Source organism: Listeria ivanovii subsp. ivanovii (assembly GCF_900187025.1).
GTDB classification, from domain to species: Bacteria; Bacillota; Bacilli; order Lactobacillales; family Listeriaceae; genus Listeria; species Listeria ivanovii.
Genome location: NZ_LT906478.1, coordinates 2,071,326 through 2,084,004 on the forward strand (window position 1 = coordinate 2,071,326; position 12,679 = coordinate 2,084,004).

Annotated in this window: 13 protein-coding genes; 4 read left to right on the top strand and 9 right to left on the bottom strand. The window is 39.0% G+C overall.

Annotation, left to right across the window (positions count from 1 at the left end; all coding sequences use genetic code 11):
• Window positions 1-2 precede the first annotated feature (2 nt).
• The 4 genes from leuC (at window position 3) to budA (ending at window position 4,159) form a co-directional block, all read left to right on the top strand.
• Window positions 3-1,391, top strand: a complete 1,389-nt coding sequence (gene leuC / locus CKV67_RS10235) for a 3-isopropylmalate dehydratase large subunit (RefSeq protein ID WP_014093327.1) — start codon at window positions 3-5, stop codon at window positions 1,389-1,391.
• Complete coding sequence (leuD, locus tag CKV67_RS10240) at window positions 1,378-1,959, top strand: 3-isopropylmalate dehydratase small subunit (protein ID WP_014093328.1); 582 nt, start codon at window positions 1,378-1,380, stop codon at window positions 1,957-1,959. The genes leuC and leuD overlap by 14 nt, the downstream gene beginning before the upstream one ends.
• An 18-nt stretch (window positions 1,960-1,977) precedes the next feature.
• Window positions 1,978-3,246 carry a threonine ammonia-lyase gene (gene ilvA, locus CKV67_RS10245; RefSeq protein ID WP_014093329.1) on the top strand — a complete coding sequence of 423 codons (1,269 nt, stop codon included), beginning with the start codon at window positions 1,978-1,980 and terminating at the stop codon, window positions 3,244-3,246.
• Window positions 3,247-3,439: 193 nt separating this feature from the next.
• A complete protein-coding gene (budA, locus tag CKV67_RS10250; protein WP_014093330.1) occupies window positions 3,440-4,159 on the top strand; it encodes an acetolactate decarboxylase in 720 nt (239 codons plus the stop codon).
• A gap of 41 nt (window positions 4,160-4,200) precedes the next feature.
• Here the strand turns inward: budA and CKV67_RS10255 are convergent, their stop codons facing one another.
• The 9 genes from CKV67_RS10255 to CKV67_RS10295 all read right to left on the bottom strand — a co-directional run bounded on the left by CKV67_RS10255 (window position 4,201) and on the right by CKV67_RS10295 (window position 12,674).
• Window positions 4,201-5,502, bottom strand: coding sequence for a pyrimidine-nucleoside phosphorylase (locus CKV67_RS10255; RefSeq protein ID WP_014093331.1), 1,302 nt, complete (start codon window positions 5,500-5,502; stop codon window positions 4,201-4,203).
• A gap of 131 nt (window positions 5,503-5,633) precedes the next feature.
• Window positions 5,634-6,644, bottom strand: coding sequence for a substrate-binding domain-containing protein (locus CKV67_RS10260; protein ID WP_014093332.1), 1,011 nt, complete (start codon window positions 6,642-6,644; stop codon window positions 5,634-5,636).
• Between the two features lie 79 nt (window positions 6,645-6,723).
• A complete protein-coding gene (gene deoC / locus CKV67_RS10265; RefSeq protein ID WP_014093333.1) occupies window positions 6,724-7,395 on the bottom strand; it encodes a deoxyribose-phosphate aldolase in 672 nt (223 codons plus the stop codon).
• Window positions 7,396-7,458: 63 nt separating this feature from the next.
• Complete coding sequence (locus tag CKV67_RS10270; protein WP_014093334.1) at window positions 7,459-8,406, bottom strand: DNA-binding transcriptional repressor DeoR; 948 nt, start codon at window positions 8,404-8,406, stop codon at window positions 7,459-7,461.
• A gap of 114 nt (window positions 8,407-8,520) precedes the next feature.
• Window positions 8,521-8,937: a PTS sugar transporter subunit IIA gene (locus CKV67_RS10275; protein ID WP_014093335.1), complete on the bottom strand. Its 417-nt coding sequence runs from the start codon at window positions 8,935-8,937 to the stop codon at window positions 8,521-8,523.
• Between the two features lie 16 nt (window positions 8,938-8,953).
• Window positions 8,954-9,949, bottom strand: a complete 996-nt coding sequence (locus CKV67_RS10280; RefSeq protein ID WP_025280019.1) for an SIS domain-containing protein — start codon at window positions 9,947-9,949, stop codon at window positions 8,954-8,956.
• 21 nt (window positions 9,950-9,970) lie between these two features.
• The gene (locus CKV67_RS10285) at window positions 9,971-11,035 is read right to left on the bottom strand and encodes an SIS domain-containing protein (protein WP_025280020.1); all 1,065 of its coding nucleotides are present in this window, start codon (window positions 11,033-11,035) and stop codon (window positions 9,971-9,973) included.
• Window positions 11,036-11,047: 12 nt separating this feature from the next.
• Complete coding sequence (locus tag CKV67_RS10290; protein ID WP_014093338.1) at window positions 11,048-11,869, bottom strand: PTS system mannose/fructose/sorbose family transporter subunit IID; 822 nt, start codon at window positions 11,867-11,869, stop codon at window positions 11,048-11,050.
• Window positions 11,850-12,674 carry a PTS mannose/fructose/sorbose/N-acetylgalactosamine transporter subunit IIC gene (locus tag CKV67_RS10295; protein WP_003748739.1) on the bottom strand — a complete coding sequence of 275 codons (825 nt, stop codon included), beginning with the start codon at window positions 12,672-12,674 and terminating at the stop codon, window positions 11,850-11,852. The genes CKV67_RS10290 and CKV67_RS10295 overlap by 20 nt, the downstream gene beginning before the upstream one ends.
• Window positions 12,675-12,679 lie beyond the last annotated feature (5 nt).

Sequence of the window (12,679 nt, forward strand, 5' to 3'; positions counted from 1 at the left end):
AAATGGGGAAAACACTATTTGATAAACTTTGGAATCGCCACGTCATTTATGGCAAAGAAGGTGAACCACAGTTATTATACGTTGACCTCCATTTAATTCATGAAGTAACTTCTCCTCAAGCATTTGAAGGTCTTCGAATGGAAAATAGACCACTGCGCAGACCTGATAAAACTTTTGCGACAATGGATCACAACGTTCCGACTGAAGATATTTTTAACATCCAAGACCTTGTAGCGAAAAAACAAATTGAAGCACTCCAAACGAATTGTGCTGAATTTGGTGTTACTCTAGCAGATATGGGGAGCGACCGTCAAGGGATTGTTCATATGGTCGGACCAGAAACAGGGCTCACTCAACCAGGAAAAGTCATTGTTTGTGGTGATTCTCATACTGCAACACATGGTGCTTTTGGAGCGATTGGGTTTGGAATTGGTTCAAGTGAAGTGGAACATGTTTTTGCCACCCAAACCATTTGGCAACAAAAGCCAAAATCAATGGGGATTGAAATTAATGGTAAGCTCCCAAAAGGTGTTTATGCGAAAGATATTATCTTGCATCTAATTGCCACTTATGGCGTCGCATTTGGTACTGGCTATGCAGTAGAATACTACGGTGAAACTATTCGCAATATGTCGATGGAAGAACGAATGACGATTTGTAACATGGCCATCGAAGGCGGTGCAAAAATGGGGATGATGGCGCCAGATACTACTACATTCGAATATGTTCGTGGTCGAGAATATGCTCCTACTGATATGGATGCAGCGATTCAAGACTGGGAAACACTTGCTACTGATGAAGATGCTACCTATGATCTTCATATTGAAATGGATGCTAGTATTTTGGAACCGTATGTCACATGGGGAACCAACCCAGAAATGGGCGTCCCTTTTTCTAAAGCCTTTCCGGAAATTAAAGATATGAATGACGATCGTGCTTATGAATATATGGGTCTCGCACCTGGTCAAAAAGCAGAACAAATTGAACTTGGCTATGTGTTTATTGGTTCTTGTACAAACGCTAGACTATCTGATTTGGAAGAAGCAGCACGTATCGTAAAAGGAAATAAAGTTAAAAATAATATCCGTGCGCTCGTCGTCCCGGGCTCTCGTCAAGTTCGTAATGCTGCAGAAGCAATCGGGCTTGATAAGGTATTTAAAGAAGCGGGATTTGAGTGGCGTGAACCTGGTTGTTCGATGTGCCTCGGCATGAATCCTGACCAAGTTCCAGACGGTGTTCACTGCGCCTCGACCTCAAACCGAAACTTTGAAGGTCGTCAAGGTAAAGGAGCTCGCACTCACCTAGTTTCTCCAGCTATGGCTGCAGCGGCGGCGATTAACGGACGCTTTATTGATATTCGTAAGGAGGCGGTTATAAGTGGAAGCAATTAAAGTACACATTGGTAAAACAGTAGCACTTATGAATGATAATATTGATACCGACCAAATTATTCCGAAAAGTTTCCTAAAACGAATTGAACGTACTGGTTTTGGTGAATTCCTCTTTGATAGTTGGCGCTATTTGCCAAGCCGAAAACCCAATCCAGATTTTCCGCTTAACGCACCAGATAGACAAGAAGCAACGATTTTAATCACTGGGGATAATTTTGGTTGTGGTTCTTCCCGTGAACATGCTGCTTGGGCCTTGCTTGATTATCGGTTTCGGGTAATTATTGCTGGGAGTTACAGCGATATCTTTTATATGAATTGCACAAAAAATGGTGTTCTTCCTATCGTTTTACCAAAAGAAGCGCGCGAAAAATTAGCAAAAATCGCTGCGGATGAACAAGTGACAATTGATTTACCAAACCAAGAAGTCATTAGTTCAGTTGGAATCTACCCGTTTGAAATAGATGCGACATGGAAAAATAAATTTATTAATGGATTAGATGATATTGCCATTACATTTGAACATATTGATGCAATTAAGGCATATGAACAAAAAGTCGATTCGATATAAGAAAAGGTAGTGAGGATGATGGAATTAGTTGATTTATTAGTAACTGAAAAAGACGTAGAAAAGGCCTATAACGTGCTAAAATCTATCGTCAAGCATACACCACTCGAATATGATTTTTATCTTTCAGAAAAATATCATTGTAACGTGTATTTAAAACGAGAAGATTTACAGCGCGTTCGTTCCTTCAAATTGCGAGGTGCATTTTACGCTATTTCAAGACTTTCACCGGAAAAATTGGAACGCGGTGTTGTCTGTGCCAGTGCAGGTAATCATGCGCAAGGCGTGGCATATACGTGCAAACGGATGACCGTTCCCGCAACCATTTTCATGCCAACCACCACCCCACAGCAAAAAGTATCTCAAGTGAAATTTTTCGGTGGAACAAATGTGGAAGTTGTCTTAATCGGTGATACATTCGATGCTTCCGCGGCGGCGGCCAAAGAATTTGCTGAAGAACATGGTCAAGCATTTATTCCTCCATTCGATGATCCAGATATTATTGCTGGTCAAGGCTCACTCGCGGTCGAAATGGTGGCAGATTTAAACAAAGCGCATGAACAAGCTGATTATGTATTTGCTGGAATTGGTGGAGGTGGCTTAATTAGCGGCGTAGCAACTTACTTAAAAGCGAAAAGTCCGATTACCAAAATAATCGGTGTCGAACCAGAGGGCGCTCCTTCGATGACGGAAGCACTCAAACAAAACCAAGTAGTCAAGCTAGATAAAATAGACAAATTCGTTGATGGTGCAGCGGTGAAAGAAGTTGGTAATCTAACTTTTGAACATGCGAAGGTACTAGTAGATGAAATAACGACTATTTCAGAAGGGGCTGTTTGTTCGACTATTTTAGATATGTATACAAAACAAGCTATTGTCGCCGAACCAGCTGGAGCACTTTCCGTTGCCGCACTTGAAACATATCGTGATGAAATTAAAGACAAAACGGTTGTCTGTATCATTAGCGGAGGAAATAATGATATTAATCGAATGCAAGAAATAGAAGAGCGCTCCTTGCTTCATGAAGGTTTAAAACACTATTTTATCGTTAACTTTTCGCAAAGACCAGGTGCACTGAAAGAATTCGTTAATGATGTGCTCGGTCCGCATGATGATATTACCAAGTTTGAATATACCAAAAAAGTGAATCGTGGTAATGGTCCTGTTATAATCGGCGTGCTCCTCCAAGACAAAAATGATTACGAGGGACTGCTTGAACGAGTCGCTGCATTTGATCCTAGCTACATTCCTATTAATGACAATCAAACACTCTATACGCTCCTTGTGTAAAATGGGTTCCTACTCTTTTAGTAGGGACTTTTTTATATTACAGTTTATTCGTCTGTTATAGTAACAGTTTATTATAAATTTTAGTTTAAAATCTTTTGTTTGCGGATATAAAGTAGTATAATGTAGATATTGAAACATAACTGTATTATTAAATTCAATACTTATATATATAACAATTCAAGGAGTGGCAATTATGGAAGCAGTAAGAAAAAATCGATTATTTCAGCATTCTACTATGGCAGCACTTGTTGGCGGACTTTTCAGTGGAACAACGAGCTTTAAAGAATTACTACAACATGGTGATTTAGGTATCGGAACACTGGACGAATTTGACGGCGAATTAATTATATTAGATGGAGAAGCTTTCCAAATCCGTTCGGACGGACAAGCATATAAAGTAAAACCAGAAGATACAACACCTTATGCTAGCACTACTTTTTTTGATGCTGATACTTCCTTTAAAATATCAGGACCTACTTCGAAACAGGATGTAGAAGCGCAAATTGCCGAATTAGTACAAGGACCGAATGTTTTTTATGCGGTAAAAATGACTGGGAACTTCCGGTATGTTGATACACGCGTAGTACCAAAACAACAGCGGCCTTACCCGCCATTAATTGAAGCAGTGAAAGAACAACCAACTTATCACTTTGAATACATTACCGGAACAATTGTTGGTTTTTGGACGCCTGCCTATATTAGCGGAATTGGTGTCTCTGGCTATCATGTTCATTTTATTGATGATATGCGAAAAATTGGTGGTCATGTGTTTGATTATGAAATGCTTGAGGGAACGGTAGAAGTGGCGCAACAAACAGAATTCGAACTACAATTACCACAAACGACTGAATTTCTTAGAAGTGATTTAAGTACGCCAGATATGTTGGAGCAGATTGAAGCTGCGGAGAATTGAAAAAGTGCCAAAGTTAACTTATCTAACTTTGGCGCTTTTATTTATTCTGTGATTACTTTATGAACAAGCGTTGGAGCTGTTGCGTGGTCAGCGATTTCAATATTTTCATAGATCTTCGCTTTAACGTTTTCTACATTTTCTTGGTCGGCAAAAATCGTTACGAGTGATTCGCCCGCTTTGACAGGGTCGCCTACTTTTTTACGTAACATTAAACCAACTGCCAAATTAATTTCATCTTCTTTGGTTGCACGGCCAGCTCCTAGGATCATAGCGGCAATTCCGATTTCATCTGCAACTATTTTACTTACAAAGCCAGCTGTTTTTGCTGGTACTTCGATTTGGTATTTTGCTTGCGGAAGTTTTTCTGGATGGTCAACAATGCTTGCGTCGCCACCTTGGTTCGAAAGGAAGGTTTTAAATTTCTCTAATGCTGCTCCGTTTTTGATTACTTGGATGAGCTTAGCACGAGCTTCCTCTAACGTTTCTGCTTTCTTAGCAAGCACGACCATTTGACTTCCGAGTACAAGAACTAATTCAGTTAAGTCTTCTGGACCTTGCCCTTTTAATGTGTCGATGGCTTCTTTTACCTCTAAAGCGTTTCCGATTGCTTCACCAAGTGGTTGAGACATATCAGAAATGACTGCCATTGTATTTCTGCCAACGTTATTACCGATGCGAACCATGGCATGTGCTAGCTTTTCTGCATCTTCGTCGGTTTTCATAAATGCACCTGCGCCTGTTTTGACATCAAGTACGATGGCATCTGCCCCAGCAGCAATTTTTTTACTCATAATAGAGCTTGCGATTAACGGAATCGAATTTACTGTTCCTGTTACATCACGAAGCGCGTACATTTTTTTATCTGCAGGGGTTAAATTGCCCGATTGGCCAATAACTGCTACTTTATCACGATTCACTAAATTAATGAAATCTTGTTTATCTAGTTCAATATGAAAACCTTTGATAGACTCTAACTTATCGATTGTCCCACCTGTGTGACCTAAGCCACGTCCGGACATTTTAGCAACTGGAACTCCGACTGCAGCAACAAGTGGCGCAAGAACGAGTGTTGTAGTATCGCCTACACCGCCTGTACTATGTTTATCGACTTTGATTCCTTCAATAGCCGATAAATCGATTGTGTCACCGGAACCAACCATCGCCATCGTTAAATCGGCGCGCTCCTCATCATTCATATCTTGGAAAAAGATCGCCATGGCTAGAGCACTTGCTTGATAATCTGGAATTTCCCCATTTGTATACCCATCAATGAAAAACTGAATTTCTTCGGTTGATAAAGCTTTACCGTCCCTCTTTTTGGAAATAATATCCACCATTCTCATTTCTCCGTCACCCTTTCTTTTCGTCCACTTTAGCATTCTATGTATTCCTTTTGAGAACGGTTACACTTTTCAAGTAAACCGTTTTACTAAACAGGAACATGTACTTAACATGCTCACTATATCGTACTCACTCACTGATTGTCAATACTTTTTGTGCTACTTCGATTGATTAAAGCAATATCGAGTAACCGATTCTCTAATTTCTCAGTCGGATTTTGAATATTTTTCAATAAAAGTTCTGCAGCAATCTCGCCAATACCGTAAATCGGTTGACGGATTGTCGTTAGCGGCGGTGTCATATACTCGGAAAGTTCAATATCGTCAAAACCAATCACGCTTAGGTCGTCTGGCACGTGTAAACCTTTTTCCAGAGCAGCACGGTATGTCCCCATTGCCATTAAATCATTGGTCGCAAAAATAGCAGTAATGTTTTCTTTTAATAATTTTTGCGTCGCTAAGTAACCAGCGTTCATCGTTTGGTCGCCACTAACAATCCATCCTTCTTGTACAATGAGGTTGTATTCTTTCATACATGCCAAATACCCTTCATAACGTTCATGTACATTATAAAAAGAAGTATCTGAAATAATAATACCAATTTTCGTATGACCAAGTTTTATCAAATGTTCTGTTGCCATGAAGCCCCCTTTAAAATCATCAATCGCGATATTACCTTCTTGGCGAGGATTCCGTTGCCGATCAAGTAAAATATAGGGAGCACGCTTTTCTTCCATCCGATCAATAACGCCAGAGAGCAGAATATTAGGGCTGGCGATAATTAAGCCATCGACAGCCCGGTGTAATAATTCTTCTACATATAAATCTTCGCGTGTTTTATCGTTGGAAGAGTTGCAAAGCATAATCATATAACCATTTTTATTTAAGTAGTCTTCCGCCCCTTTAACCATTTGCGAAAAAAATGGGTCGGTAACTTCTGGGACAATCATCCCGATAGTGTTTGTGTGACTAACAATCATGTTTTTAGCGAAAAAATTTGGTTTGTAGGACATTTCTTTTGCTGTTTTAAGAACTTTTTCGCGAGTTAAATCGCTAAATCGTTCTCCTTTACCATTCAAAATTTGAGAAATCGTCGTAATCGAAACGCCTGTCTTTTCTGCTATTTCGCGGATGGTTGCAGCCATTTAAACTCCCCCAGTCAGATTATCTATTCTCCTTATTTTGCCATATTTAAGAAGATTAATAAAGGGGTTTCATAGAAAATCAGTAATTATCTGGTTTAGCTGCCTTTTCGCCGGAAACAATTGCGACTCCTGCACTTGCACCAATACGAGATGCGCCAGCTTTAATCATTTTTTCTACATCTTCTTTAGTTCGAATTCCACCAGATGCCTTGACGCCAATATTCGGTCCAACTGTTTTGCGCATTAGGGCGATGTCTTCTGCAGTTGCGCCTCCTGTTGAAAATCCAGTAGAGGTTTTAACAAAGTCTGTTCCTGCTTTTACAGCGATTTCACAAGCGCGAACTTTTTCTTCATCTGTTAACAGGCATGTTTCGATTATAACTTTAACTAAGGCGTGTCCCTTGGCAGCATCGACTCCAGCACGGATATCGCGTTCTACTAATTCATCATTTTTGTCTTTTAAAGCAGCGATATTAATAACCATATCGACTTCTTTTGCGCCATTTTTGATTGCGTCATTTACTTCAAACGCTTTTACTTCTGGTGTATTTGCTCCAAGCGGGAAACCGATAACGGTACAAACAACTGATTCAGCGCCTGCCAATTGTTCTGCAGCTAATTTCACCCATGTTGGATTCACACAAACGGAAGCAAAGCCAAATTCTTTCGCTTCTTTTGTTAATGTTAAAATTTGTTCTTTTGTTGTGTCTGGTTTCAGAGCTGTATGGTCGATCATTTTAGCAATATTCATTTCAAAAAACTCCTTTATAATTGGATTTGACTTTATCATAGCGTACTATAGAACAATTGTAAACTAATACATGAAATTTTGTTCAAGTAGATTTTTGGCAGTAAATTGGTCTGTAATAAAGTGATTGGCATACCCACCACAAAGCGCTCCATGAATTGCTTTCAATTTCCGTTCGCCACCTGCTACGAGAATGGTGGTTTCTTTTTGTTTTAAGTCTTGCAGATTTATACCAATGGTTCGTTCGTCCATTTTCTGATCCGCAACTTCCCCGTTAATAGTGAAAAATCTTGAACAAATGTCGCCAACAGCTTTTTCTTTTAAACGATTTTTTTCCGCATCAGAAAAATAGCCTAACCGAAAGAGTAGAGCTTCGTCGCGCACTGTTCCGACTGTAAAAATAGCCACATTCGCTTTTTTTCCTAGGTCAATCATATTTTTAATGTGTCTATCGGCTTCAACCATTTGCTTAGCTACTGGATTGTCGAGCACAACTGGGAGTGGTAATGAAACAGGTGACGTATCAAAAGAAGTCCCAAATAGCGCTAATGTTTCCGCCGCATATGTATTAACATCTGAATGACTAACGCCACCTTTTAACTGCACTACTTTTATTTCGGTTTTTGACGGGGTTAATTTTTGGGCGATTTTATACATGGTGGTTCCCCAACTTACTCCTAGAATGTCACCGTCACGGATAATTTCTGTTAAATATTTTGCGGCACTTTGACTAATTTGTTTGGTTATTTCGGTGTAGTCACTTGTTTGACTAAAAGCAACGGAAACATTTTTTAGTTGATATTTTTCCTTTAAGGCTGTTGCTAGTTCGGTGAGATTCGCAAATGGATCTTGGACTTCGATTTTAACATAGCCTTTTGTTTTGGCATTTTGTAGTAGTCTGGAAACGGTCGGTCGTGACACACCAAGTCTAGCAGCAATTTCTTGTTGGCTAAAATCAGCTTGGTAGTATAGTCTCGCAACTTCCACACTAAGCTGTTCTTTTTGTTTGTCCATTTCATCCCTCCTGCTTTTTCTTTTTAGTATAACGCAAGAATGAGCAGAGTTCGAGGTTAAAATGGCTCGAACGCAAAAAAGCAGAAATTCCTTTAAAGAATTCCTGCTTTTTCGCTAAAAATCTTCTTCTACTTCTTCCACTGGTGTGACATATTGATAAATCCCCAATTTGCCTGTGTCAGTTGCTTGTTTTGCTAGTTCAGCTAAAGTAAATGTTGCTCTGCCTAAAAACACTTCTAGTAACAACGGGATATTGACTCCGGTGACAAGTTCTGTTTGGCGATAATTAGCTAAGAGTCCAACTAGTACATTAAACGGAGTACCACCTTTTAAATCAGTTAGAAATAAAATTCCTTCTGTTAAATCAAGTTTTCCTACTTCAGTGATTATTTTCGTCTGTAAGTTTTCAGCTGATTCACCTTCATCAAACGATACAAAACTCGTATTTTCTTGAATACCGCAAATCATTTCAGCTGAATGAATTAATTCTTTTGCGGCATTTCCGTGTGTGCAAACAAAAATTGCTTTCATTTCCCAAACCGCCTTTTTAATAGTCTAGCTGACAATAATATCTTCTAATTTCCATTGGATGGCAGTTAATTTGCTCCACATGGACATCAATTCGATTATTGACTGCATGGATAATAAATGGTGAAAGTGCCCCTCTGAATTTTGGTGAAATACCTGGTAGCTCATAATCTTTAGCGTCAATGACCGTGTAATTAGCACAAATTTGCGGAATGAATTTCACTACTCGTTCACTAAGCGAGCGCTGGCTATCTTCTGTTACATAAATAGTTACAGGTGTATCGCGTTCGACAATTTCAAACATCCCGTGGAAAAATTCATGCGCCTCAATCGATTTCGTTTTAATCCAGTGTTGTTCTTCCCAGTAACACATTGCGTATGAATAAGTTGCGCCCCACTGATTTCCCGCTCCGACAAAATAGTGAATGTCATCTTGGTGGTGTTTCTGCGCAAATGCTTTTCCGAATTCGTCCGCTGATTTCTCTACTACTACAATCCCTTTGGCAAAATGCTGATCCATTTCTTGATAAAATTCATCATACTCGTCAAATTCTCCTGCTAAGTACATGAATCGATCAGCGACCATGAAGAATTTCAACTGTTCGTTTAATGGATAAGAAATTAAGTGGTCTACCAATTTAGCAAGTTCTGCCTCACCTTTATCAATGAATCCCAATACCGTTGCACCAATTTCATTACATTTTTTCACGGCGTCTACTACTTCTTCTGTGCTACCTGTGACAGACGAAATTACAACTAAGGTATCTTTTGTCACTCGTTTATTTCCAGTTGTTAAAAACACTGCTGCATTTTCATAAAAAGTTTCGAGTGCTGTTTTTTCTTTCATATGAACAACCGCTTGCATAGCAGACGCATAAGTTCCACCAATTCCGAGCCAGCAAATATTACTGAAACCACGATTTTGAATTTCATCAACTATTTCATTAATTTGTGGCCGTAATTTTAACGCCCCTTCCATATTTTCCAATACTTTTTGTTCATCAAACTTTAACACGATTCATTCCTACTTTCTATTTTATATTTTGGATTTTGTTATTTTATCAAATTCTGGGTATGCAGATATTTCTAAGTTTACATTTTTTTCTTGAGAGATTTTAAAAGATAATAAATGGACCGGAATCGTCATAAATAGCGGAGTAAGTAGCTCATTCACTTGCAAATTAAGCGCTAAATCAGATGTTTGCTTTTTGCCTACCCCGGCATAGATTGTCCGAACTTTTTCAACATGCCCTGCTAAAAAATCTTTTAGTTTATCGGCTCTATTTTCAAGTAAGCCTTGTGGTTCGATGAAAATAATATAATCTTCTGGTGCTAAACCGATATACGGACCATGCATGTACTCTTCTAATTCCTTACCAAAAGCTGTGATACGAATGGTTTCTGTTACTTTTGTTTCTCCCTCACGAGCAACCCCATAAGCTGCACCGTATCCGATGAAAAAGATTCGTTTCGCTTCCATTAATTCCGCAGTATGTGCATCAACCCAACTTGCTGCTTTTTCAATAACTTGGGGTAACTCACGAGCAATTGTTTGCATTTCACTAAGGTCGGTTTCGTAATCAGTAGCTTGGACTTTCCCTTGTGACTGTGCCATTTCAAGCGCTAATAAGTTTAAAACAAGGATAGTGGCGCTATAGCCAAGTGTGACATAAGGCATTTCTTCCTTATCCATTCCCATACTAATTACATTAGTTGCTTTTTTAGCGATTGGACTTTCTAAATCGCTTGTGAGTGTGAAAACTGTTCCACCGCTTCGTTCAATTTCCTCCACTAAATAAATAGTTGAGTAACTATGCCCACCTTGCGAAATGGCGATGTACAATGTGTCTTTATTCAAATGCAACATATAATTTGCCGAAACTGATGGTTCTTCTACATAAACTGGAATTTGTAGTTTTGCGCTCATATAAAGCTCTGCTGCAAAGGCCGCGTTCGAACTAGACCCAGTTGCAAAAATAACGACAGCTCGATAATCTTGATGTTTCATTTCGAGTAACTCTTGTAAAAGTACTTTACGATTTTCGATAATATGCTGATAAACTGCTTGTTCAGACCTAACGTAATAATCCATATTTTTCATTACTTCACCTACTTATTTTAATAAACCGGTATAAGCACCTAAAATCCCGATTCCTGCGATTAATAACAGAATCCAATGTGCTTTCAAACCTTTTTTATCTAACCAAAAAATAAAGAATGTAAATGCTAATGCTAAAATCCCAGGGACAATACCATCGAAAATACTTTGAACGGTTACTGCTTCGTCTCCTGAACCAAATTTCATCGGCATATTGATGTTAACCATCGTGGCGACCATTGCTCCAACAACGCCTAAACCAATAATCGACGCGCCGTAAGATAATTTATCCATCAATCCAGTCTTTTGGATTTTTTCAATGAAATTTGCACCAATGTTGTAACCAATGAATAAACCATAATAACGCGTCAGAATAGCTGGAATATTGAAAATAAGAAGGAACAAAATCGGCCCTAAAATATTTCCTTGTAACGCCAACGATGTCCCAATCCCAGTTGCAATAACACGTAACGTTCCCCAGAAGAAGGAATCTCCAATACCGCTTAGAGGCCCCATTAATGCTACTTTGATATTATTGATAGAATCTGTATCAAATGTCTCGTCTTTTGCTGATTGTTCTTCCATTGCAATCGAAATCCCAAGTGGAAAAGTAGAAAGCCATGGTGTCACATTATAAAATTCTAAATGCCTTTGATAAGATGAAATTCGTTTTTCCTTATCATTTTTAAAAATTTTGTTTAGTGCTGGTAACATCGAAAAGCCATAACCCATGTTGGATTGTCGTTCATAGTTCCATGACCATTCCATCGTGAACGAGCGCCAAAAAACTTTCATTAAATCTTTTTTCGTTAGTACATCAGAACTCTTCATCTTCATAGTTTATCCCTCCATCATTAGCAAGTGCTGGTTCTCTGCTCCCTCCGCTTGGTCCGTTGTGATCATTATTTTTAAGTGTAGCGTAACCTGTCAAAATAAGTGCTAAACAAGCGCCAAAAATGGCTACTCCTGTAACTGGAACTTTTAAATAAACTGCGAGTGCAAAACCAAAAACGAAAAATACCGCATTCTTTTTGTTTACCATTAATTTAAGAAGTAAAGCAAAACCGTAAGCTGGTAATAAACCAGTTGCAATGCCTAAGCCAGCAATAACAAAAGCTGGAATTGCATCAAGGACATTTTGGATAACTGGGCTACCAACAAGATAAGATGTTGCAACAATAATCCCGATGGGTAAATTGATAGATAAGAATCCACCTAAGAGCTGCATTCGACTTATCCCTTTTGAATTACCCTCTAAAGCATACCTATCTGCCTTATGTACAAAATAAGGTAATACAAAAATGAAACATAAATTTTTAACAACTAATACTAGTGAAGCAATTGGAATACCGAGTGCAAGTGCTACGGCTGTACTTTCGCCCGTTGAAATGGCAAATGCTGTCCCTAAAATACTCCCTGAAATAATTTCTGGAGGAATGGATGCACCGATGGAAAATGAACCTACAAAAGCTAATTCTAATGTCGCTCCCATAACAATCCCCATCTGCACGTCACCCATAATTAACCCTGCAAGTGTACATGTTACAAGTGGCCGCGATAACATTGATGAACCAAACAAATACTCTCCATTTGCAAGCATGGCTGCAAGTGCGAGCAAAAGCGCTGTTCCTAACTGTTCCATAATTT